The organism is Streptomyces sedi (assembly GCF_006335015.1).
Taxonomy (GTDB): domain Bacteria; phylum Actinomycetota; class Actinomycetes; order Streptomycetales; family Streptomycetaceae; genus Streptomyces; species Streptomyces sedi.
This window is the reverse complement of sequence record NZ_VDGT01000006.1, coordinates 75,443-97,389: the sequence shown is the minus strand read 5'-3', so window position 1 is coordinate 97,389 and position 21,947 is coordinate 75,443. Positions and strand designations below refer to the sequence as shown.

Annotated in this window: 22 protein-coding genes and 1 riboswitch; of the genes, 11 read left to right on the top strand and 11 right to left on the bottom strand. The window is 74.5% G+C overall.

From position 1 onward, the window contains the following. Nucleotides 1–9: 9 nt before the first annotated feature. The gene (locus FH715_RS10215) at nt 10–1,974 is read right to left on the bottom strand and encodes an anthranilate synthase family protein (RefSeq protein WP_211367528.1); all 1,965 of its coding nucleotides are present in this window, start codon (nt 1,972–1,974) and stop codon (nt 10–12) included. 315 nt (nt 1,975–2,289) lie between these two features. Between FH715_RS10215 and FH715_RS10210 the strand changes: the two genes are divergently transcribed. Together FH715_RS10210 and FH715_RS10205 are read left to right on the top strand one after the other, a co-directional pair. After that, nucleotides 2,290–3,636, top strand: coding sequence for a class II 3-deoxy-7-phosphoheptulonate synthase (locus FH715_RS10210; protein WP_139643368.1), 1,347 nt, complete (start codon nt 2,290–2,292; stop codon nt 3,634–3,636). Nucleotides 3,637–3,810: 174 nt separating this feature from the next. Continuing rightward, complete coding sequence (locus FH715_RS10205; protein WP_139643365.1) at nt 3,811–4,065, top strand: (2Fe-2S)-binding protein; 255 nt, start codon at nt 3,811–3,813, stop codon at nt 4,063–4,065. 30 nt (nt 4,066–4,095) lie between these two features. Here the strand turns inward: FH715_RS10205 and bfr are convergent, their stop codons facing one another. Continuing rightward, nucleotides 4,096–4,578: a bacterioferritin gene (gene bfr / locus FH715_RS10200; protein WP_139643364.1), complete on the bottom strand. Its 483-nt coding sequence runs from the start codon at nt 4,576–4,578 to the stop codon at nt 4,096–4,098. 196 nt (nt 4,579–4,774) lie between these two features. Here bfr and FH715_RS10195 point away from each other — a divergent pair, with 196 nt between their 5' ends. Continuing rightward, nucleotides 4,775–5,401 (top strand): sulfite oxidase-like oxidoreductase, encoded by a 627-nt coding sequence (locus tag FH715_RS10195; RefSeq protein ID WP_139643361.1) that lies wholly within the window; start codon nt 4,775–4,777, stop codon nt 5,399–5,401. Between the two features lie 27 nt (nt 5,402–5,428). Here FH715_RS10195 and FH715_RS10190 read toward each other — a convergent pair whose 3' ends face one another. From FH715_RS10190 to thiO, 7 genes are all read right to left on the bottom strand, one after another. Beyond that, a complete protein-coding gene (locus FH715_RS10190) occupies nt 5,429–6,328 on the bottom strand; it encodes a deoxyribonuclease IV (protein ID WP_139643358.1) in 900 nt (299 codons plus the stop codon). Nucleotides 6,329–6,391: 63 nt separating this feature from the next. Further along, nucleotides 6,392–7,213 carry a transglycosylase SLT domain-containing protein gene (locus tag FH715_RS10185; RefSeq protein ID WP_139643355.1) on the bottom strand — a complete coding sequence of 274 codons (822 nt, stop codon included), beginning with the start codon at nt 7,211–7,213 and terminating at the stop codon, nt 6,392–6,394. Nucleotides 7,214–7,544: 331 nt separating this feature from the next. Beyond that, nucleotides 7,545–9,479: a Stk1 family PASTA domain-containing Ser/Thr kinase gene (gene pknB, locus FH715_RS10180; protein WP_139643352.1), complete on the bottom strand. Its 1,935-nt coding sequence runs from the start codon at nt 9,477–9,479 to the stop codon at nt 7,545–7,547. A gap of 162 nt (nt 9,480–9,641) precedes the next feature. Beyond that, entirely contained in the window at nt 9,642–10,679 is a 1,038-nt protein-coding gene (locus FH715_RS10175) for a septum formation family protein (RefSeq protein WP_139643350.1), read from the bottom strand. A 238-nt stretch (nt 10,680–10,917) separates the two neighbouring features. Continuing rightward, nucleotides 10,918–11,760 carry a thiazole synthase gene (locus FH715_RS10170; protein WP_139643347.1) on the bottom strand — a complete coding sequence of 281 codons (843 nt, stop codon included), beginning with the start codon at nt 11,758–11,760 and terminating at the stop codon, nt 10,918–10,920. A 2-nt stretch (nt 11,761–11,762) separates the two neighbouring features. Continuing rightward, nucleotides 11,763–11,975: a sulfur carrier protein ThiS gene (gene thiS / locus FH715_RS10165; protein WP_139643344.1), complete on the bottom strand. Its 213-nt coding sequence runs from the start codon at nt 11,973–11,975 to the stop codon at nt 11,763–11,765. Then, on the bottom strand, nt 11,972–13,186 hold the full coding sequence (gene thiO / locus FH715_RS10160) for a glycine oxidase ThiO (RefSeq protein WP_139643342.1): 1,215 nt from the start codon (nt 13,184–13,186) through the stop codon (nt 11,972–11,974). The genes thiS and thiO overlap by 4 nt, the downstream gene beginning before the upstream one ends. Nucleotides 13,187–13,198: 12 nt before the next feature. Next, nucleotides 13,199–13,287, bottom strand: a riboswitch (TPP riboswitch). Between the two features lie 60 nt (nt 13,288–13,347). On the opposite strand from thiO, the gene FH715_RS10155 reads away from it, so the two are divergent. From FH715_RS10155 to FH715_RS10135, 5 genes are all read left to right on the top strand, one after another. Continuing rightward, nucleotides 13,348–14,550 (top strand): NAD(P)/FAD-dependent oxidoreductase, encoded by a 1,203-nt coding sequence (locus FH715_RS10155; protein WP_246108663.1) that lies wholly within the window; start codon nt 13,348–13,350, stop codon nt 14,548–14,550. A gap of 32 nt (nt 14,551–14,582) precedes the next feature. Continuing rightward, nucleotides 14,583–14,948 (top strand): helix-turn-helix domain-containing protein, encoded by a 366-nt coding sequence (locus FH715_RS10150; protein ID WP_139643339.1) that lies wholly within the window; start codon nt 14,583–14,585, stop codon nt 14,946–14,948. Nucleotides 14,949–15,014: 66 nt separating this feature from the next. Beyond that, nucleotides 15,015–15,683, top strand: a complete 669-nt coding sequence (gene thiE / locus FH715_RS10145; RefSeq protein ID WP_139643336.1) for a thiamine phosphate synthase — start codon at nt 15,015–15,017, stop codon at nt 15,681–15,683. Nucleotides 15,684–15,693: 10 nt separating this feature from the next. Then, nucleotides 15,694–16,620 (top strand): methylenetetrahydrofolate reductase [NAD(P)H], encoded by a 927-nt coding sequence (metF, locus tag FH715_RS10140; protein WP_139643333.1) that lies wholly within the window; start codon nt 15,694–15,696, stop codon nt 16,618–16,620. Between the two features lie 21 nt (nt 16,621–16,641). After that, a complete protein-coding gene (locus FH715_RS10135; RefSeq protein WP_139643330.1) occupies nt 16,642–17,760 on the top strand; it encodes a hypothetical protein in 1,119 nt (372 codons plus the stop codon). Nucleotides 17,761–17,805: 45 nt separating this feature from the next. Here the strand turns inward: FH715_RS10135 and FH715_RS10130 are convergent, their stop codons facing one another. After that, nucleotides 17,806–19,260, bottom strand: a complete 1,455-nt coding sequence (locus FH715_RS10130) for a phytoene desaturase family protein (protein WP_139643327.1) — start codon at nt 19,258–19,260, stop codon at nt 17,806–17,808. Continuing rightward, nucleotides 19,257–19,883, bottom strand: coding sequence for a TetR/AcrR family transcriptional regulator (locus FH715_RS10125; protein ID WP_139643325.1), 627 nt, complete (start codon nt 19,881–19,883; stop codon nt 19,257–19,259). The genes FH715_RS10130 and FH715_RS10125 overlap by 4 nt, the downstream gene beginning before the upstream one ends. A gap of 141 nt (nt 19,884–20,024) precedes the next feature. Here FH715_RS10125 and FH715_RS10120 point away from each other — a divergent pair, with 141 nt between their 5' ends. The 3 genes from FH715_RS10120 to FH715_RS10110 all read left to right on the top strand — a co-directional run bounded on the left by FH715_RS10120 (nt 20,025) and on the right by FH715_RS10110 (nt 21,935). Next, nucleotides 20,025–20,495 carry an SAV_6107 family HEPN domain-containing protein gene (locus FH715_RS10120; RefSeq protein ID WP_170184689.1) on the top strand — a complete coding sequence of 157 codons (471 nt, stop codon included), beginning with the start codon at nt 20,025–20,027 and terminating at the stop codon, nt 20,493–20,495. Between the two features lie 41 nt (nt 20,496–20,536). Further along, a complete protein-coding gene (locus tag FH715_RS10115) occupies nt 20,537–21,334 on the top strand; it encodes a class I SAM-dependent methyltransferase (RefSeq protein ID WP_139643320.1) in 798 nt (265 codons plus the stop codon). Nucleotides 21,335–21,536: 202 nt separating this feature from the next. Next, a complete protein-coding gene (locus FH715_RS10110; protein ID WP_139643316.1) occupies nt 21,537–21,935 on the top strand; it encodes a DUF3040 domain-containing protein in 399 nt (132 codons plus the stop codon). The last annotated feature ends 12 nt before the right edge of the window (nt 21,936–21,947 follow it).

The window sequence follows — 21,947 nt, the reverse complement described above, 5'->3', positions numbered from 1 at the left end:
CCGCCCCGCTCACGCCACGGGCGCCCCCGCCGGCCGCAGCAGCTCGGCCGCGATCCCCGGGCCGTCCAGCGTCAGCACCGACTCGGGGTGGAACTGCACCCCGGCGAAGCCCGGGCCGCGCAGCGCGTGCACCGCGCCGGAACGCTCCCGGCTCACCCGCGTCCCGCGCGCCGCCAGCGCCTCGGCCGCCGCGTCCGTGCAGTGGGCGCGGTAGGAGCTGTAGAAGCCGACGACCCGCGGCGTGCCGAAGAGGTCGATCCGCCGCTGGTCGCCCTGGCGGGGCCGGTCGGCGCGGACCAGCGGCAGCCCCAGCTCGGCGGCGATCAGCTCGTGGCCGAGGCAGACCCCGACCAGCCCGTGCCGGTGTCCGGCCAGCAGCGCGGCGGCCAACGGGCGCAAGCGCCGCATCCGGGGGTCGGCGCGGTCCTCCGGGTCGCCGGGGCCCGGCCCGAGCACCACGGGGCCGGTGTGCGCCAGCGCGCGCTCCCGCGTGCCGGGCGCGTTCCACCGCACCACCTCGACCTCGGCGCCCACCGACCGGAGCAGATGGGCCAGCATGGAGGTGAAGCCGTCCTCCGCGTCCACCACCAGCACCCGTGCCGGCGCGGCCCCTCCCGCCTCGGCCGCGGGGGCGGGGAGCGGCGCCGCCTCGCGCAGCCGCAGCCAGAACGGCGAGAGCAGGGAGCGGCGCGCCGCCAGCCGCGCCCGCACCTCCGGATGGTCCCCCAGCGGAGCGCGTTCCGCCGCGCCGCGCTCCGGCGTGGGCGCCTCGGGGCGCGCGCCGAGTGCGGCGAGCACCCCGGCCGCCTTGGCGTGGGTCTCCGCCACCTCGCCCGCCGGGTCGGAGCCGCGCACCAGGGTGGCGCCGACCGCCACCCGCAGCGCGCCGTCGCGGGCGTCCACGTCGGCGGTGCGGATCAGGATCGGCGAGTCCAGCGTCTGCCGCCCGGAGCCGTCCCTGCCCAGCAGCGCCAACGCCCCCGCGTAGTAGCCGCGTCCGCCCGACTCGTGGCGCGCGATCACCCGGCACGCGTTCTCCAACGGGCTGCCGGTGACGGTCGCCGCGAACATCGTCTCCCGCAGCACCTCCCGCACGTCCCGGGTGGTGCGCCCGCGCAACTCGTACTCGGTGTGGGCGAGATGCGCCATCTCCCGCAGCCGGGGGCCGACGACGGCGCCCCCCTGGTCGCCCACCGCGCACATCATCTTCAGCTCCTCGTCCACCACCATCGACAGCTCCTCGATCTCCTTCGGATCGTCGAGGAACGCCAACAGGCCGGCCAGCGAGGGCCCTTCGGCGGGGTAGCGGTAGGTGCCGCTGATCGGGTTCATCACCACGGTGCCGCCCGCGACCCGCACATGGGCCTCGGGGCTCGCGCCGACCAGCACGCGCTCCCCGGTGTGCACGACGAACGTCCAGTACGCGCCGCGCTCCGCCAGGCAGAGCCGTCGGAAGAGGGCCAGCGCGTCCCGGCGGGAGAAGCCGTCGACGGTGCCGGTGAAGGTCCTTCTGACCACGAAGTTCGCGCCGGCGCCGGTGGCGATCTCCTCCCGCAGCACCCGCGCCACCGTCTCGGCGTACCGCGCGTCCGGGACGTCGAAGGCCCCGCCGCGCACCGCGACCCGGTGGTCGGGCAGGGCGGCGAGCGTCTCGCGCAGCGGCAGCTCGCGCGCCTCGTCGACCCGCAGCACCGCCAGCGGGGTCCCGTCGTCCCGCACCTCGAAGCCGCGCTCGGCCAGCTGCCGGTAGGGCACCAGCGCCAGCGCGGCGGGGCCGGGAGCCGTCCCGGGCAGCGGGATGTCCGCGAGCCGCCCCACGGTCCCGACCGGCCCGCGCAGGACCTCCACCACCTCGGGGTCGCGCCCCGGGGTCCGCCGGCGCAGCAGGGCGAACGGCCGCTCGTCGGCCAGCAGCCCGGCCAGCGTCGCCGCGGCGTCCGCCGGCTCGGGGGTCGGGTTCTTCGTCGAATCCACGGTTCTCCACTCTCTCCACGGTCACGGGGCTGGTCGGGACACGGGGTCCTGCCGGGCCGGGGAGCCGTGGGCCCGCGACGCGGGTCGCGGAAACGCCGAAGGCCGCCCCGGAGGGCGGCCTTCGCGTCGTCAGTGGGAACGCGCGCTCAGTGGGCCGCCTCGGGAGCGGTCCACCACCGGGAGGTGAGCTGTCGCACGTTCACGGGCGGCACTCTAGAGCACTCCCGCCGGCGCGCGCCAGCGTCCTCTCCGGTTCCTGTCTCACGGAACGAGAGGGGCGAAAGAGCCCCGGCCACAACCCGTAACCTGGGGGACGTGACCGTGAACGCTGACAGCAGCAACTCCTTCGACTCCTGGCGAGACCTGCCCGCGGCGCAGCAGCCGGAGTATCCGGACGCCGCCGAGCTGAGCGCCGTCACCGAGGAGCTGGCGGCCTATCCGCCGCTGGTTTTCGCCGGGGAGTGCGACCAGCTCGGGGACCGGATCGCCCAGGTCGCTCAGGGCCGTGCGTTCCTGCTCCAGGGCGGGGACTGCGCGGAGGCGTTCGACCAGGTCGGGGCCGACCAGATCCGGGCGAAGCTCAAGACCCTGCTCCAGATGAGCGCGGTGCTGACCTACGCCGCCGCGGTGCCGGTCGTCAAGGTCGGGCGGATCGCGGGGCAGTACTCCAAGCCGCGTTCGAAGCCGACGGAGACCCGGGACGGGGTCACGTTGCCCAGTTACCGGGGCGACTCGGTCAACGGTCCTGAGTTCACCGAGGAGGCGCGGGTCCCGGACCCGAGGCGCCTGCTGCGGATGTACCACAGCTCCGTGGCCACGTTGAACCTGGTGCGCGGCTTCACCACCGGTGGCTACGCCGACCTCCACCAGGTCCACTCGTGGAACCAGGACTTCGTGCGCAGCTCGGCGGCCGGGCAGCGCTACGAGGCGCTGGCCAGGGAGATCGACAACGCGCTGAACTTCATGCGGGCCTGCGGCGCGCAGCCGGCGGAGTTCGAGTCCGTGGAGTTCTACGCCTCGCACGAGGCGCTGCTGCTCGACTACGAGGCGGCGCTGACCAGGACCGACTCGCGCAGCGGCCGGCTGTACGACGTCTCCGGCCACATGGTGTGGATCGGGGAGCGCACCCGGCAGCTGGACGGGGCGCACATCGAGTTCGCCTCCCGGATCAGGAACCCGATCGGTGTGAAGCTGGGCCCGACGACCACGCCCGAGGAGGCCCTCGCGCTGATCGACCGGCTGGACCCGGACCGGATCCCCGGCAGGCTGACGTTCATCACCCGCATGGGAGCCGACCGGATCAGGGACCTGCTGCCGACGCTGGTGGAGAAGGTCACGGCGTCGGGGGCGACGGTGGCGTGGGTGTGCGACCCGATGCACGGGAACACGTTCGAGGCCGCCTCGGGGCACAAGACCCGCCGCTTCGACGACGTGCTGGACGAGGTCAAGGGCTTCTTCGAGGTCCACAAGTCGCTGGGGACGCACCCGGGCGGCATCCATGTCGAGCTGACCGGTGACGACGTCACCGAGTGCGTGGGCGGCGGGGACGAGATCTTCGTCGACGACCTGCACCAGCGGTACGAGACGGCCTGCGACCCGCGGCTCAACCGCAGCCAGTCGCTCGACCTGGCCTTCCTGGTGGCGGAGATGTACCGCTCCTGAGCTGTCTCCCCCGCCGGCCGCGGCCGGCGGGGGGAGCCGAGGCGACGAGAGCGCCCCGGGGCGTGGCGCTGACCACACTCGGGGGCGCTTTCGCACGCGCGAGCGGTGAGAGTAAGGTTAGGTTTACCTCACTACCGTGGGGCCTCGTTGTCGGCCGTCTCCCGGGAGTAACGCGTGTACGTCTGCTCGTGCTTCGGCGTCACCGAGGAACAGGTGCGCAGCCACGCGGCTGCCGGCGCGTGCACCCCCCGGCGGCTGGCCGCCGAGTGCCGGGCCGGCACGGACTGCGGCTCGTGCGTGCGGCGCATCCAGGGTTTGCTGAGCCGGATCGAGCCGACCCCGGCGCCCCCCGCCGCCGCCCCGCGGCCCGTCGCCGTCGAGCCGGCGGCACCCGTGCCGTCCCGCCGCGCGGCGCCGTTGCCGGTCTGATCCGGTCCGGGGCGGCGCCCCTCGCGGGGCTCACGCCTCCTTGGGCTGCTCGATCTGCTGCGCCAGGTAGAGCGCTTCGCCGAGCTTCTCGATCAGCTCCAGCTGGGTGTCGAGATAGTCGATGTGGTGCTCCTCGTCCTTGAGGATCGACTCGAAGATCTTGGCCGAGGTGATGTCGCCCTTGGCCCGCATGACCTCGACGCCGCGCCGCAGCCGGTCGATGGCCTCGACCTCGATCTGCCGGTCGGCCTGGAACATCTCGGTGACGGTCTGCCCCACGCGCACATGGAACAGCCGCTGGTAGTTGGGCAGCCCCTCCAGGAAGAGCACGCGGTCGGTGAGCACCTCGGCGTGGCGCATCTCGTCGAAGGACTCGGCGCGCGTGTAGGCGGCGAGCTTGCTCCAGCCGAAGTTCTCCTGCATCTTGGCGTGGAGGAAGTACTGGTTGATCGCGGTGAGTTCGGCGGTGAGCTGTTCGTTCAGCAACTCGATGACCTCGGGATCGCCCTGCATGGTGGGGAGATCTCCTTTCTGGTGTTTCCGCGGTCGTGTGCGCGGCGACGCGTTCCTCGACTGGCCGCGCTGTCCGCGCATCGTGGCACCGGTGCGGCGGTTCGTCCAGTAAGCGAAGGCTTACCGAATTGACCCGATTGGCAGCGCCGGGGGGTGGCGGTGCGGGCCGGGAGGGCCGGTCTGTCACCATGGACCCATGGGTCAGCCGGAGCGCCGTGGTCAGGGCCGTGGTGACGGGCTTCCGCCCGGGCAGCGGCTGCAACGCGGCTGGCCGGTGACGCACTACGGTCCCGTTCCCCGATTCCGCGAGGAGCGCTGGGAGTTCCGGGTCTTCGGCGCCACGGCTGACGGGGACAAGCGCTGCTGGACGCACGAGGAGTTCTCCGCGCTGCCGTACCGCACGCTCGTCGCCGACCTGCACTGCGTGACCAAGTTCTCGATGCTGGACGTCGAGTGGGGCGGGGTGCCGGCCGCGACCGTGCTGGAGCTGGCGCCGCCGGCGCCGGAGGCGACCCACGTGATGGTCTGGGCCGAGTACGGCTACAGCGCCAACATCAGGCTCGCCGACTTCGCCGCCGAGACCACCCTGCTGGCGACCCACAGGGACGGCGAACTGCTCACCGCCGAGCACGGCTTCCCGCTGCGCCTGGTGGTGCCGCGGCTCTACGCGTGGAAGGGCCCCAAGTGGGTGCGCGGCGTCGAGTACATGACCGCCGACCGCCGGGGCTTCTGGGAGGAACGCGGCTACCACAACCTGGGCGACCCCTGGCGCGAGCAGCGCTACTCCTACCAGGAGGAGCCGGGCGACGGCCCCGAGGCGTAGGCGCCGTCCGGCGGAGCCGGCGCGGGCTCAGCCGCGCAGTGACTTCAGCCGGGCGATGTCGGCGGCGTGGCCCTCGACCCCGCCGGGGGTCTCGATGACGAACGGCACCCCCTCGGTCGCCGGGTGGCGCAGCAGTTCGCCGAACGCGTCCGCGCCGACGGCCCCGGCGCCCACGTTCTCGTGGCGGTCGAGCCTGCTGCCGACGCCCGCCTTCGAGTCGTTGGCGTGGACCAGGGCCAACCTGCCGGGGCCCGCGACCCGTTCCAGCGCGTCCAGCGTGGCGGTGGCGCCGCCGGGGGCGGCGAGGTCGTGGCCGGCGGCGAAGACATGGCAGGTGTCCAGGCAGACCCCGACGCGCGGATGGTGCCCGACGGCGGCCAGATAGGGGCCGAGGTCGGCGACCAGCGAGCAGAGCGAGAAGCCCTGACCGGCCGTCGGCTCCAGCAGCAGCCGCGGAACGGGCCCGGCGCCCCGTCCCTCCCACGCGTCCAACTCGTCGAGCAGCGGCAGCAGCAGCCGCCCCGCCTGCGCCAACGCGACCTCGCGCGGGCGGCCCCCGGTGGCCGAGCCCGTGTGCACGACGACCCCCAGCGCGCCGATGGCGTGCGCCCGGCGCAGCGAGTGCCGCAGCGAGACGACCGAACGCGCGGCGGTGTCGGCGTTGTGCGAGCCGAGGTTGATCAGATACGGCGCGTGGACGTACGCCGGGAGCCCCTCCTCGGCGCAGGCGGCGGCGAACGCCTCGTCCTGCGCGGGCACGCCGGGCGGGGTCGCCCAGCCGCGCGGGTTGGCCACGAAGACCTGGAGCGCCTCGGCCCCGATGGAACGCGCGTACCGCACGCCGACGGCGGCCAGGCCCCCGGCTACGGGGACATGGCCGCCGATCGGACGGCGAGGGGCCGGGACTTCGTTCCTTCGTGGCTGCACGACGTCAGCCTGCCAGGCCCGGCCGCACGCCCGCGCCCGGGGCCCCGGGCGGGGGAGGAACGGTCAGTAGGGGCCGTTCACGTTGTCGATGGAACCGTAGCGGTCCCAGGCGTAGTTGGCGGCGGCAACGATGTTGGCGACCGGGTCGTAAAGGTCGTACGGCGTGCCGGGAACGTGATAGGCGTCGAACGTCGGCTGGATCACCTGGAGCAGCCCGATGGAGGGAGTTCCGTTGATCGCGTTGATATCCCAGAGATTGATCGCGCTCGGGTCGCCGCTGGACTCGCGAATGATGTTCCGGTGAAGTCCCTCGTAGGTTCCGGGAATTCCGTGCTGGGTCATGATGTCCAGCGCCTCGTTGATCCAGCCGTCGAGGTTGTCCGGGTACTGGGGCGCGGCGGGCTCCGGCTCGGGGGCGGGCTCCGGCTCCGGCTCGGGGGCCGGGTCGGCCGCGGGCGCCGGCGCCGCCGCGGGCTTGGCGTCCGCCTCGGCGGCGGCCTGGGTCTCGGCTTCGGCTTCGGCCTCGGCTTCCAGCGCGGCGCGTTCGGCGCTGCGGTCGGCGGCCCGTTCGGCCGCCCTGGACTCGGCCGCCTGGCGCTCTATCTCCGCCTGGAGGGCGCTGGGATCCGCCCCTGACAGGGCGTTCTCGCGCTGCTGATGGGCGGCGTCCGCCAACACGGTCGCCGTCTCCTCGGAGGCGCCGTCCGGCGCTGTCAGCGCGGCACGGCCCTGCCCCGGGAGTTCGGCGGCCTTCACCTGCCAGGACGCGGTGCCGGATGCCGTCTGCTCGGGGGAGTCGGCCGAGGCCGGAGTGACGGCGAGGGCGGCGGCTGCCAGGCCCGTCGTGGCGAGTGCGGCGGTGGCGGTCCGCCGCCAACGGATCATGTGGGTCCCTACCGGACCACGGTGAGCGGGCATTTCAGGGGTCCTCTTGTTCTCGCGTGGTGCTCGCGGATCGCGATGGCCCTTGTTAACAGCCCTTAAAAAGCAAATGCAATAACCCTACGTACTAAATGGCGTAGTGTGGCGCGCTCGGCAAAAACCCGTTTGGCCGCGTTAAGTACGGAGCGTGGAACCCGAAGAGAGCACTAACCGCTTTCGTATGTGACCAAAGTCCTATGACGCGGGTCACAGAAATGGCCGCTTAACGAGGGCAAAGCATCCAGGCGTGTGAATGTGGGTAAAGCCGCGCCAATTGACGGCGTTCGGCGTACGTTCAGCGAACCCAGAGGGTGATCGTCGAACCGCGCGCGGCCTCTTCGTCCCTGACCGACTGGTTGAAGACCTGGCCGGTGAAGAAGAGCCGGTTGACGTTCACCTCGAAGCCGAGGTCCTCCAGGACGCGGACCGCCTCGTCCTCGTCCTCGCCGCGCACGTCGGGAACCAGCACCATCTCCGGCCCCTTGGAGATGGACAGCTCGACGGTCTCGCCCTCCGCCCAGCTCTCGCCGGCGGCCGGGGTCTGCTCGGCGACCGTGCCGGCCTCCTCCTCGGAGTGCACGCGCTCGGGCGCCACCTCGACCTCGAAGCCCGCCTCGGCCAGCCGCTGCATCGCCGTGCCCTCGGCCGTCCCCACCACGTTCGGCACGGACAGCTCACGCCCCCGGCTGACCACCAGGTCGACCGCGCTGTCCGGGCGCAGTTCGGTGCCCGGCTCGGGGTCGCTGCCGATCACCGCGCCCCTGGGCACCTCGTCGGAGAAACGCCTGGCCTCGTCGCCGACGACCAGCCCCGCGTCGGCCAGTTGCTCCCTGGCCTCCTCCAACGGCACGCCCCGCAGATTGGGCACCCCGGAGACCTCGGGCCCCTGGGAGACGAAGAGCGTCACGGTCGCGTTGTTGCGCACCCGCTCCCCGCGCTCGGGGTCGGTGGTGATCACGTGGTCGGCCTCGATGTTCTCCGAGAACCGCTCGACGACCCTCACCCCCAGGCCCGCGTCCCGCATCCGCTGCTCGGCCTCGGCGCGCGGCAGGTCGTAGACGCCCGGAGTCTGCTGGAACTGACCGGAGTTGATGTACCAGACGCCGATGCCGCCGACCAGCAGCAGCACCCCGGCCACCACCAGCGAGAGCACCCCGCGCCGGGAGAGCCGGCGGCGGGGCACCGCCGGCGGGTCGGACGGCGGGGGGCCCGCCGGCAGATCGATCCGGGCGGTGTGGTGCACCTCCGCCGGCTCCTGGCGGACCACGCCCGGCAGCCGCGAGACGCGCCGCGTCCTGTCCTCCGAGCCGACGGGCCCGCCCTCGCCGCCCGCGCCGCCCGCCTCGTCCCTGGCGGCCGGCGGCCTGGCGTCGAGCTGCGCGTCGCTGAGCGCCGCCCGCGCGCCCCTGGCCTGCGCCAGCATCGCCGCCGCGTCGCCCAGCCGGCGTGCCGGGACCCGGGTGGTGGCCGCGGCCACCAGCTGGTCCAGCTGCGGTGCCAGCTCCGGCACGGCGTCCGAGGGGGCGGGCACGTCCTGGTGCACATGGGCGTAGAGCACCTGCGCGGGGGAGTCCCCGGTGTGCGGCTTGCCGCCGGTCAGCATCTCGTAGAGCAGCACGCCGCACGCGTACACGTCGGTGCGCGCGTCGACCGCGCCGCTCTCGATCTGCTCGGGCGCCAGGTAGGAGACGGTGCCGAGCAACGACCCCGTGTCCGCCGACGTCTGGCTGTCCACGCCGCGCACCAGCCCGAAGTCCGCGACCTTGACCCGGCCGTCCGAGCCGATCAGCACGTTCTCCGGCTTGATGTCGCGGTGCACCAGCCCCGCGCGGTGCGCGGCGGCGAGACCGGCCAGCATCGGCTCCAGGATCTCCAACGCCGGCCGCACGGCCAGCGCGCCGCGCTCGCGCAGCACGTCGCGCAGCGTGCAGCCGTCGACGTACTCCATCGCCAGATAGACGTAGGCGCCGTCCGCCCCCTGGTCCAGCACGCCCACGATGTTGGCGTGGTCCAGCCGCGCGACGGCCTTGGCCTCGCGGATGAACCGCGCGACGAACCCCTCGTCCGAGACCAGCGCCGGGTGCATCACCTTCAACGCCAGCACCCGGTCGAGCCGGGTGTCCACCGCCCGGTAGACCGTGGCCATGCCGCCCACGGCGATTCGCTCGACGACCCGATACCGGCCGTCGAGCACGTGTCCGATCAGCGGGTCGTGCAGGGTGGCGTCCACAGCGCTCGATTTTACGACCGCCACGGACGCTCGCGCGCCCGGCCGAGGGGTTGACGGCAGGACCGCAGCGGAACGGTGACGAAACGGCGCCGTGTGGCGGGGGTCGGCCGACTGCTGGGCGGCCCGGCCCGGCGGCCGGCCCCAGGCCGCGCGACCCTGGGTCTAGGTCGTCGCCAGGCCGAGGAGCCCGCGGATCTCGAACTCCACGCCGATACCCATCGTCGCGTACCCCTCGTCGACCGAGGCCCAGAACGCGTCCTCGTCCCGCGCGGAGGCCGCCTCCCGCCAGGTGTCGAGGCTGTCCTCCCTGGCCTCGACCAGCCGGGCCACCGGCTCCGCGATCAGCGACCAGTCGTGGGCCGGGAGCGCGTCGGTCTCGCCCTCGATCGCCTCGACCATCTCCCGCGCCCAGAGCCGGCCGCCCGCCACGTTCACCGTTCCGCGCACGGGCTCGGCCCAGACGGCGACCTCCAGCGGTGCCGTCAGCTCCAGATAGGCCAGCGACTCGCCGTCCAGCGCGGTGGGGTCCCCGCGCAGCGAGCCGGTCAGCGGCTCGCCGTCCACCTGGCCGAAGAAGCAGAGGATCTCCCGGTCGCCCCACTCCCAACCCTCGGGCTCCGGACGGTAGTAGGCCGTCGTCACGTCCAGCGGCATCGCCCAGGTGTCCAGCACGTACTCGGGGACGAGCCGGGAGCACTCGCGCTCGGCGTGCTCCAGCAGCTCGTCGACGCCGGGGAACGCGTCGTCCGGGGCGTACTCGGTCAGCTGGACCGACCCGAACACCTCGCCCTCGTGCGGCCCCTCGCACGGCACCGCGGTGAGGCTGTCCGCCGACGTGCCGAAGCCGTACACGCTGTCGAAGCAGTCGCCCGCGTAGACGTCGCCGAAGACGAGCTCCTCGCGTTCGCCGCCCTCTCCCCGCCCGTCGTCGGGGAGGTCGCCGTCGCCCCCGTCGTCCTTCGGGCGTTCCCGCTCACGGGCCTCCGTGACGCGGTTCCCGGACACGTCGCCCTCCATGGCCGCCCAGGAGACGCCCACCGCCAGCGCCACCACCTGCGCGCCGGCCAGCGCCAGCGCCGCCGTCGCGAACCCCCGGCCGCGCCTTCGGCCGCCGGCCAGGCGGCCGAGCGCCACCACGCCCAGCGCCAGCGCCACCGGGAAGAGCGCCACCAGCGAGGCCACGAACGCCCAGACGGCCAACGGCTCCCGGGGCGGCGGGAGTCGCTCAGGCGGCGCCTGCGGCGGTGGGGGCGGCGGGACCCGCGGTGGCGCGGGGGGCTCGGGTCTTTCCTGGCCGCCGGCCGGCTGCCCAGGCGGGAACGGAGTGCTCAACTGGGCTCCCGGAACGAGAGAGACGAGTACGTGGTGCCCGCGCGGGCCGGGCGCCGGCCTCGGTGCGGCGGCGTCCCCCTGCCCGGGGCGGTGGCGGAAGCGTATATCAGGGGGTGCCCGCTCCGAAGGCCGGCCGTTCGGGGTCGAGTTGCGCCAGCCCCTCGGCCGGCGAGGACGCCTCGGCGAAGTGCCGCCGCGGAATGCGCCCCGCCAGCGCGGCCAGCCGCCCCGCCGACACGGCCTCCCGCATCGCCCTGGCCATCACGACCGGGCGCCGCGCCCTGGTCACCGCCGAGGCCAGCATCACGCCCGCGCACCCCAGCTCCATCGCCAGCGCGGCGTCCGACGCCGTGCCGGCGCCCGCGTCCAGGATCACGGGGACGCGGGCCCGTTCGGTGATCAGCCGGAAGTTGTGCGGGTTGCGGATGCCGAGTCCGGAGCCGATCGGGGAGCCGAGCGGCATCACCGCCGCGCACCCCACCTCCTCCAACCGCCGTGCCACCACCGGGTCGTCGCCGACGTAGGGCAGCACCGTGAACCCGTCGTCCACCAGCGTCTCCGCCGCCTCCAACGTGGCCACCGGGTCGGGCAGCAGGGTGTGCTCGTCGGCGACCACCTCCAGCTTCACCAGCCCGGTGCCGAGGGCCTCGCGCGCCAGCCTGGCGGTCAGCACCGCCTCGCCTGCCGTCTGGCAGCCGGCGGTGTTGGGCAGCACCGCGATGCCCAGCTCGTCGAGGACCGAGAGCACCGAACCGCTGGTCGCCGGGTCGATGCGGCGCATCGCCACCGTGGTCAGCCCGGTGCCGGAGGCGCGGAGCGCGTCGCGGAGCACCGCGAGGCTGGGCGCGCCGCCGGTGCCCATGATCAGCCGCGACTCCAGTCGCAGGTCGCCGATGACCAGCGGCCCGTCGTCGTGGCGCGCCTCCGGCGCCTCCTCCGTCCCGTGCATCCTCACCCTCCCTGCACCGCGGTGAGCACCTCGACCCGGTCGCCGCCGGCCAGCCGCAGCTCCGCCCAGCGCCCGCGGGGCACCACCGTCTCGTTCACCGCCGCGGCGATCCCCGAGGGCGCGGCGGTCAACTCGCCGACCAGCGCGGCCAGGGTGGTCCCGGCCGCCACCTCGCGCCGTTCGCCGTTCACCGAGACCCGGACCGTGCCACTCATGCCGGCACCCCCGAACGGAGCGCGGTGCCCGCGTCGGTGAACCGTCCGGCGTGGAACGGACGGGCCGGCTCGGGCAGGGCGCCTCCGGTGAGGGAGGCGGCCATGGCCTCGCCGGTGAGCGGGGCGAGCAGCACCCCGTTGCGGTGGTGGCCGGTGGCGAGTTGGAGCCCGGGGAGCGCGGTCGGGCCGAGCAGCGGTCCGTTGTCGGGTGTGGTCGGGCGCAGCCCGGCGCGGCTCTCCACGAGCGGCAGCTCGGTGATGCCGGGCAGCAGGGCGTGGGCGTCGCGCAGCAGCCGGTAGACGCCGCCCGCGGTGACCTCGGTGTCCCAGCCGCGCTCCTCCGAGGTGGCGCCGAGCACCAGCTCGCCGTTCTCCCTCGGCACCAGGTACACCGCCTCGCCGCGCACCACGGCCCGCACGGTGCGGTTCAGCAGCGGCGGCCGGTCCGGCAGGTCGCGCAGCCGGAGGATCTGGCCCTTCACCGGGCGCACCGGCACCGCCACCTCGGGCGGCAGTCCGGCCAGCCGGCCGCTGTGGCTGCCGGCGGCCACCACCGTCTGCCCGGCCTCCAGCCGCGTCCCGTCCGCAAGGCGCACGCCGAGCGCGCGGTCGGCCGCCACCAGCAGTTCGCGCGCGGTGTGCCGCACCAGCCGCACCCCGGCGTGGCGGCAGGCGGCGAGCAGCGCGGCGGTCAGCATCCTGGGGTCGACCTGGTGGTCGCCGTCGACGCGCAGCCCGCCGCGCACGCCGGGCGCCAGCATCGGCTCCAGCCGGCGGCACTCGCGGCCGGTCAGCCACTCCGCCTCCAGGCCGCACTGGCGCTGCGTCAGATGGGTCTCGCGCAACAGTGCCCGGTCGTCGGCGTCCAGGGCCACGGCCAGCGTTCCGCAGGGGCGGTAGCCGACGCCGGCCGGCGCGTGCGCGGCCAGTTCGGCGACGAAGTCGGGGTAGCGGCGGGCCGAGGCGAGGTTGAGCGCGAGCAACGCCTCCTCGCCGTGGTGCAGTTCCGTGACGGGCGCCAGCATCCCCGCGGCGACCGAGGCGGCTCCGCCGCCCGGCTCCGGGTCGACCACGGCGGTCGTCAGCCCGGCCCCTGCCGCCCGCCACGCCGTGACCAGCCCGACCAGCCCGCCGCCCACCACGGCCACGTCGACCGGGCGTGCGGGCCCCTCGGTGTCCTCGTGCGCTCGCGCGCCTGTCCTCGCCTCCACGGCGTCTCGCCTCCTCCCTGCGCCGGCATGACCCGGATCAGGTACGTACGGTCGGAGGCCGCGAGCCTCCCTCTCAGCCCGGTGCGGCCGGGCTCCCGTGGGTTCGTTCCGCCAGCCAGCGTAGTACCCGGTGCGGTGGCGGCGGCTCGTAGGCTGGCGCCGTGACTTCGGGACGCATCGTGATAGTCGGCGCCGGCCTGGCGGGCGCCACCACCGCACAGGCGCTGCGCGAGGGCGGTTGGAGGGGGCCGTTGACGCTGCTCGGCGCCGAACCGCACCGGCCCTACGACCGGCCGCCGCTCTCCAAGGAGCTGCTGCGGGGGCAGCCGGCGGAGCTGGAGCTGGCCGTCGACTTCGCCGCGCTCGACATCGAGCTGGCGCTGGGCCGCACCGCCACGCGACTCGACGTGGAGGCACGCCGGTTGGAGACCGACGGCGGTCCGCTGGACTACGAGGCCGTCGTTCTGGCCTGCGGGGCCCTGGCACTGGACCTACCGGGCACGGCGGGCCTGCCGAACGTCGTGACACTGCGCACGAGGGACGACGCCGCACGGCTGCGCCCGGTGCTGGCCGCCGGCGGCAGCCTGGTGATCGTCGGCGCGGGGTGGATCGGCGCCGAGGTCGCCACCGCGGCCCGCGCCGCCGGCTGCGCCGTCACCGTCGTCGAGGCCGGGCCGCACCCGCTGGCCGGCGCGCTGCCCGCCGAGGTCGCCGCGCCGATGGCCGGCTGGTACGCCGAGGCCGGCGCCGCGCTGCGCACCGGCGTGCCCGTGACCGCGGTGCGGGACGGCGAGGTGGAGCTGGCCGACGGCACGGTGCTGGGCGCCGACGCCGTGCTGGTCGGCATCGGCTCCCGCCCGGACACCGACTGGCTCGCCGGCTCCGGCGTCCCGCTCGGCGAGGACGGCGCCGTGCTCGCCGACGCCGCGCTGGCGACCGGCGCCGAGGGCGTGTACGCGGTCGGCGACTGCGCCTCCTACCCCTCGGCGCGCTCCGGGCGGCGCCTGCTGACGCACCACTGGGACAACGCGCTGGTCGGTCCGCGCACCGTCGCGGCCACTCTGCTGGGCCAGTCGGCCACCCACGATCCCGTGCCGTACTTCTGGTCCAGCCAGTTCGGCCGGTATCTCCAGTACGTGGGCGAGCACCGCGCGGGGGACGTGCTGGTCCGGCGGGGCGAGCCGGGGGGCGCGGGGCGGGGCTGGAGTGCCTGCTGGCTGCGCGACGGCGCGTTGGCGGCGGTGCTGGCCGTGGACAGGCCGCGCGACCTGCTCCAGGGGCGGCGGCTCGTCGACCGGCGCGCCGCGGTCGACCCGGCGCGGCTCGCCGACCCCGACGTCCCCCTCAAGTCGGCGGCCCGCTGACGGTTGTCGGTGGGAGATGGCAGGCTGGAGGGGTGACCGAGATTGATGCGAAGACCGACGCTCTCGTCCCCGCCTGGCTGACCCTCCCCGACATCGCGGAAGTCCTGGGCCTGGAAGTCACCCGGGTCCGCCAGCTGGTCAAGGAGGGCCAGCTGATCGCGGTGCGCCGCGGAGAGAACCGCGCGCTCCACGTGCCGGCCGCCTTCATCGGCGAGGACCGGATCGTCCGCGGCCTGACGGGTACCCTCACGCTCCTGCGGGACGACGGCTTCAGCGACGAGGAGATGCTGGAGTGGCTCTTCACGCCGGATGACAGCCTGCCCGGCACCCCGGCGCAGGCCCTGCGGGAGAATCGCGGGACGGAGGTGAAGCGCCGCGCCCAGGCGCTCGCCGTGTAGCCCACCAGCCGGTGGCGGACCCCGTGGGCCGGGGCCGCCACCGGCACCAATCCCAGGGGGACCGCGATGCTCGCCGACGCCCGGCTCTATCTGTGCACGGACGCACGCCGACGCCAGGGCGACCTGCCCGAGTTCCTGGACGCGGCGCTGGCCGGCGGCGTGGATGTCGTGCAGCTGCGCGACAAGGAGCTGGAGGCGGCCGAGGAGTTGGCGTACCTGCGGGTCTTCGCCGACGCCTGCCGCCGGCACGGGCGGCTGCTGGCGGTGAACGACCGGGCGGACGTCGCCCATGCCGCGCGGCCCGACGTGCTCCACCTCGGCCAGGGCGACCTGCCGGTGGCCGCGGCGCGCGCCGTCCTGGGCCCCGGCACCGTGATCGGCCGCTCCACGCACGCGCCGGACGAGGTGGACGCGGCGCTCGCCGACCCGGAGGTCGGGTACTTCTGCGTCGGCCCCTGCTGGCCCACGCCGACCAAGCCCGGACGCCCCGCGCCGGGGCTCTCGCTGGTCCGCTATGCCGCCTCCCGTGCCCCGAGGCTGCCCTGGTTTGCCATCGGCGGCATCGACGCTGAGAATCTGGACGAGGTGCTGGACGCCGGAGCACGCCGTGTGGTGGTGGTACGGGCGATCACCGAGGCCGACGACCCCGAGGCGGCGGCGGCCGGACTGGCGCGCAGGCTGCGGGAGCGTCCGACCCTCGGACGCGTCTCCCCCGCCGGGGGTGGTGATCGGTAGCCTTCCTGCCATGGCCCTTGGGATCCCGAGCACCATGTCGGGTCGCGCAGCGACCGTTCGCGATCTACTCGCCGCCGGTGAGCGATCGTTCTCCTTCGAGTTTTCGCCACCGAAGACCGAACAGGGCGAGAAGACCCTGTGGAACGCCATCCGCCGCGTCGAGGCGGTGGCACCCACGTTCGTCTCCGTTACCTACGGCGCCGGCGGCAGCTCCCGGGAGCGCACCGTGAGGGCCACCGAGCGGATCGCCACCGAGACCACCCTGACCCCCGTCGCCCACCTCACCGCCGTCCAGCACTCGGTCGCCGAGCTGCGCAACATCGTCGGGCAGTACGCCGACGCCGGCATCCGCAACATGCTGGCGCTGCGCGGCGACCCGCCGGGCGACCCGATGGCCGAGTGGGTCCGCCACCCCGAGGGCGTCAGCTACGCCGCCGAACTGGTGCGGCTGATCAAGGAGTCGGGCGACTTCTGCGTGGGCGTCGCCGCGTTCCCCGAGATGCACCCCAGGTCCCTGGACTGGGAGAGCGACGTCCGCTACTTCGTGGAGAAGTGCCGTGCCGGCGCCGACTTCGCGATCACCCAGATGTTCTTCCACGCCGAGGACTACCTCAGGCTGCGCGACCGGGTGGCCGCCGCCGGCTGCGCGACGCCGATCATCCCCGAGATCATGCCGATCACCAATGCCCGCCAGATCGACCGCTTCCAACAGCTCAGCAACACGAGCGTCCCCCCTGACCTGAAAAGACGCATCCTCGCGGTCAAGGACGATCCGATGGCTGTACGCTCGGTCGGGATCGAGTTCGCCACCGAGTTGTGTGCGCGGTTGATGGGCGAGGACATTCCTGGCCTGCACTTCATCACGCTGAACACGTCAAGTCACTCCACGGCAACGCTGGACGTCTACAAGAACCTGGGACTGCACCAGCGGTCCTAGCTCATTGCGGAGAGGGGCCTCATGGGCTGGACGGTCCTCTACATCGCGTTCGGATTCGTGGCCCTGTGGCTGCTCGGTGAGGTCCTGCTCCAGTACAAGGCCAGACTGCGTTGGCGGTTGGTCGCCTTCTTCGGCTTCCTCGGCGTGGTGGTGGGGGTGTTGCTGCCGTCGGTGCCGGTGATCGCCCTGGGCGCCGTGGCGTTCGCCACGGGGCAGACCTTCGTGACGCTCTCCTTCCGGCGCGGCTTCTCGACCGGCTGGGCGCTCGGCGGCAAGCCGGGCACCAGCAGGCGGCGCCGCGACCCGCGTCCCGAGGACGCCGAGGGCGAGGCCGGCGCGCCGCCGCCCCCGCCGCCGACGGCCCCCGGCGGGGAGGCGGAGGGCGACTTCTCCACGGCGGAGTTCCCCCGGCAGGACTTCGGCGGCCAGCAGGGCTTCGACGCCGAGGGCGGCTACGAGAACGACCGCGGCTACGAGAACGACCGCGGCTATGAGAACGACCGCGACTTCGGGGACGACCGTTCCCCCGGCGGTGAGACGTTCGGCGCCGAGCAGGTCCCCGGAGCCGAACACGGCCTCCCGGGCGAGGAGTTCGCCCGCGACACCCCGGGCAACGGCGAGTACGGCGCGTTCCCCGGGCAGCCGGGACAGGACGCCGGCCACCGCGACGAGTACGGCGCACCGGCGCACGCCGCCGCGTACGGCGACGGCTACGGCGACATCTACCGGGACCCGGCCGCCGAGACCGCGTACGCCGAGCCCTACCCGGGCGCCTACCAGGACAACTACGCCGGCGCCACCGGCTACAGCGAGCAGGGCCAGTACCTCGCCGGCGGGACCGACGGCTACGGGTACCAGACCGGCTGGGCCGACCAGACGGCCCCCGGGCAGCAGCACACCGGGGCGGACGGCTACGGCGACCCGGCGGCCGGCGGCTGGCCGACGGCGGGCCCGGCGGACGCCTCGTACTACCAGGAGACCCCGCCCGGCGGCGTCTGGGTCCCACAGCAGCGCGAGGGCGTCGCCGACGACCCGCTGGGCTACGGCTATCCGCAGCAACCGGCCGCCGACCCGTACGGGCAGCAGCCCGGCTACGACCCCTCGCGGCAGGGCTACTACCCCAACGACGGGCGCTACTGAGGGCGTTGACCGGCGCACGGCCGCACTGCCGTGCGTGGCCCGGCGTCAGTAGGAGCCGCGCCAGTCGGGACCCTCCACGATCAGCCCGGCGGCCAGGGCGCCGGACATCCCCACGTGCGGCAGCCCGCCGCCCGGGTGTGCGGCGGCGCCGACCCGGTGGAGGCCGGCCAGCCGGCCGTCGTTGGCGGCGGCGAGATAGGCGCCGTCCGCCCCCGCCAGCGCCGGGGGTGCGATGATCCCGCCGGGCGCCCCCGTCTCACGCTCCACGTCCAGCGGGGTGCGGCACTCCGACCACAGCACCCGTTCCCGCAGCCCGAGGCCCGCCCGCTCGGTCGCGGTCAGCAGCCGCTCCCGCCACCGGGCGACCAGCGCGGTGTCCGACCAGTCCAGGCCGTCCGCGCCGTGCGCGGGCACGGGGGTGGAGACCACGGCGGTTTCCCGGTCGGGGCCCGGCCGCAGCGTCGCGTCGTCGGGACGCAGCACCCGGACCGCGGGAGTGCCGCGCTCGGGGGCGTGCAGCAGCGTGCGATGGGCGGTCTCCGATGGGCGCGCGCCGTCCAGCGCGAGAAAGAGGGTGAACCTCCCCTGACCCACCGCGCGCACGCCGGCGCGCGGCGCACCCCACACCACCGCGGCGGCGGACACGGTCTCCCCCTCGGCCAGCCGCACCCCGGCGACCCGGTCGCCCGAGCCCAGCACCTCCGTCACCTCGGCACCGAAACGGAAGACCACCCCGCGCGCCTCGCAGCGTTCCCGCAGCGCGTCGGCCAGCGCCCGCATCCCGCCCGTCGGGTACCAGGTGCCGAACGTCTGCTCCACATAGGCCAGCACGGCGGCGTCGGCCGGCGCGCGCTCCGGATCGAGTCCGTACTCCTCGACCGTCGCCCGCAACACGGAGGCCAGCGCCGGGTCGCCCAACTCGGCCCGCGCCATCTCGGCCAGGCTCGGCGCGCGCCGGCGCACCACCCCGCGCCGGCGCGCGGGGTAGCGCTCGGCGTGCAGGGCGTCCCGCCGGGTCGCCGAGGTCAGCGGCTCCTCGAAGAGCGGCCTCCGGCTCTCCTCCCAGACGGCACGCGCGCGCCCCAGCAACGCGCCCCACCGTTCCCCCGCGCCCGCCCCCAACACCCCGTCCCACGCCCGCCGTACCCCGCCCGGCGACAGCCCCGGCAGCCGCGCCACCCGCCCGTCGCCGAACCGGTGCTCCACCGCGGGATCGGCCACCTCCCGCAGGTCGACGCGGTCGGCCAGCTCGCCGGGCGGCCGGCCCCGGCCCCGGGGGGCCGTCTTCAGAAAGAGGTCGCGCCAGACCGCGGGCAGATGGAGCAGCCCGGGACCGGTGTCGAACGCGAAGCCGTCGCGCGCCAGCCGCCCCACCGCGCCCCCGTGCGTCCCCGCGCGCTCCAGCACGAGGACCGCGCGCCCCGCCGTCGCCAGCCTGGCCGCCGCGGCGAGCGCGCCCATCCCCGCGCCGACCACCACCACCGGCCCGTCCGCCGTCATCTCCCACCGCCCGCGTCTCGTTCGTCCACCGCGCCCAGCCGGCCGCGCAGCACGGTGGCCAGCGCCCGCCGCACCTCGTCCTGACGGCGCTCGGGGTGGAACATCTGCCAGTCGAGCGCCCCCAACACCACCATGCCCACCAACGCGCCGGAGATCAGCCGCACATCGAGGTCGGCCCGCAGCTCCCCGGCCTTCACCCCCTCCTCCAGCACCTCCTCGACGACGCCCGCCACCCGCCGCCGCGCCGCCGCCAGCATCGGGTGGCCCGCCCTGCTGCCGCGCCACTGCTCGGTCACCAGCAGCCGCGCTAAGTCCGGTTGCGCGGCGACGAAGGCGATCCCGGCCCCCGCCATGCCCTCCAGCGCGGCCATGGCCCCGCCCGGTGCCAGCGCGGCCGAACGGCGCAGCGCGAAGGTCAACGGCTCGACGCCGTCCCGCAGCAGCGCCTCGAACAGCTCCGTCTTGCCCGCGAAGTTGTAGTACACCGTGCCCTTGGCGACGCCGGCCCGCTCGGCGATCTGCTCCACCGTCGTGGCCGTGAGGCCCTGTTCGGCGAAGAGAGGTATGGCGGCGCGGTAGATCCGCTGCCGGGTGGCGCTGCGCCGAGGGCTCGTATCTGTCATGGAGGGATTGTCTCGCCCCTGGCCAGAGGCCGTGCGACGGGGATTGTCAGTGCCATGGGCCACCATGTGCCACAGCTGCGCGTACGGCGCAGAACGATCGAGAAGTTGGACCGCTGAATGGCGACTGACTGGAGGCTCGTCATGACCGGACTCCCGACTGATGTGCACCCCGTGCCGCGCCGGGCGCCCGCGCCGCCCGCCGCGTTGGACCTGCTGGGCCAGGCCGAGCGCGGCCTGGAGGAGGCGTCCGTCCTGCCCGACGTGGGCGAGGCCTTTGTCGCGGCGCACCTCGCGGCGCTGCGCGCGGCTGCCGCGGTGCTCGCCGTGCGCGCCCGTCCCGATCTGTCGCCCAGGGGGCGGCGCCGCATCCGCAGCGTGTGGGAGGTGCTGCCCGAGGTGGCCCCCGAGTTCGCCGAGTGGAGCGCGCTCTTCGCCGGCAGCGCGGACCGCAGGCAGCGGATAGACGCCGGGATAAGCGGCGTGGTCACCCGCGCGGAAGCGGACGAACTCCGCCGCGCCGCCGGGTTCTTCCTGCGGCTCGTCGAGGAGGCGCTGCTGCGCCAGCCGGTGCTGCGGGCCGACCACGACGCGGGGGGTCGGGGCGCGAAGTAGGCTGGTGGCGCCGTCCCACGTCAAACGAGGAGCACCGCGCCATGCCGTCACCGTCGCGCGCCCGTCCCACGGGCGACCCGTCGTCCGGCCCGCCCGCCGCCGCGCGCGGGGGAGTGGTGTGGGACGTCCTGCGGCGGGCGCTGCGCGACCGCGCGCGGCGAGCCGGCGGGGACGGTCTCGACGTGCTGGACCTGGGCGGCGGCAGCGGCAGCTTCGCGGTGCCGGTGGCCGGCCTCGGCCACCGGGTCACGGTCGTCGATCCGAGCCCGGACGCGCTCTTCGCCCTGGAGCGCAGGGCGGCCGAGGAGGACGTGGCCGACGCGGTGCGCGGCGTCCAGGGCGACACCCAGGACGTCGCCGAGGTGGCCGGGCGCGGCGCGTTCGACCTGGTGCTCTGCCACGGCGTGCTGGAGCACGTCGAGGACCCGGGCGCGGGGCTGCGCGCGGTCGCGGCGACGCTGCGGCCGGCCGGTGGCACGTTGAGCGTGCTGGCGGCCGGGGCCGGAGGGACGGTGCTCGCCCGGGCGCTGGCCGGCAGGTTCACCGAGGCGCGCACGGCGTTGGCCGACCCGTCGGGGCGGTGGGGCGCCGGCGACCCGGTGCCGCACCGGTTCACGGTGGAGCGGCTGACGGCCCTGCTGGCCGGGGCCGGTCTTCTTCCCGGCCAGGTGCACGGGGTGCGGATCTTCGAGGACCTGCTCCCCGGCACGCCGTGGGACGTCGAGTCGGACGCGGCCGGCGCGCTGGCGCGGCTGGAGTCGGAGGCCGCCACGCACCCCGCGTTCCAGGCGGTCGCGGGGCAGCTGCACGTGTTGGCCGAGCTTCCGGGCGAACCATAGTCCGACTCCTCGTATCATCGGGATCAGCCCTCCGGCATGACCCGTGGCTACCAGGGGAAGAAGACGACCACCCCCGGTGTCCGGTGAGCCGGTGGGGTGGGCGAAATTGGCGTACAGGGGTGGGTTTCACAGGAACACTTACCTGCCTATCCTTGAAGGGTCGGAAACGGTCGCCACCGCGACCGACGAGTAGGAGGACTCCGTGCCGCTCTCGGACCACGAGCAGCGCATGCTCGAACAAATGGAGCAGGCGCTGTACGCCGAAGATCCCAAGTTCGCGACGACGCTTGAGGGCTCGGAGCTGCGCACCGTCACGCGCAAGCGGGTCTACCAGGCGATCGCCGGTTTTGTGCTGGGCGTCGGCCTCCTCATGGGGGGCATGGTCGCCCAGCTCATCTGGTTGAGCGTGGTCGGTTTCCTGATCATGCTCGGCTGCGCGGTGATCGCGGTGACCGGCTGGCGCAGGGCGCCGGTGCAGCAGGGAGACCCGCAGGCCCGCGCGGCCATGGGGGGTCGGCGACAGCGCGCCCCGAAGCGTCGGTCGATGATGACCCGCATCGAGGACCGCTGGCAGCGCCGCAGGGACGCACGAGACGAGTGACCCCCGGGTCAC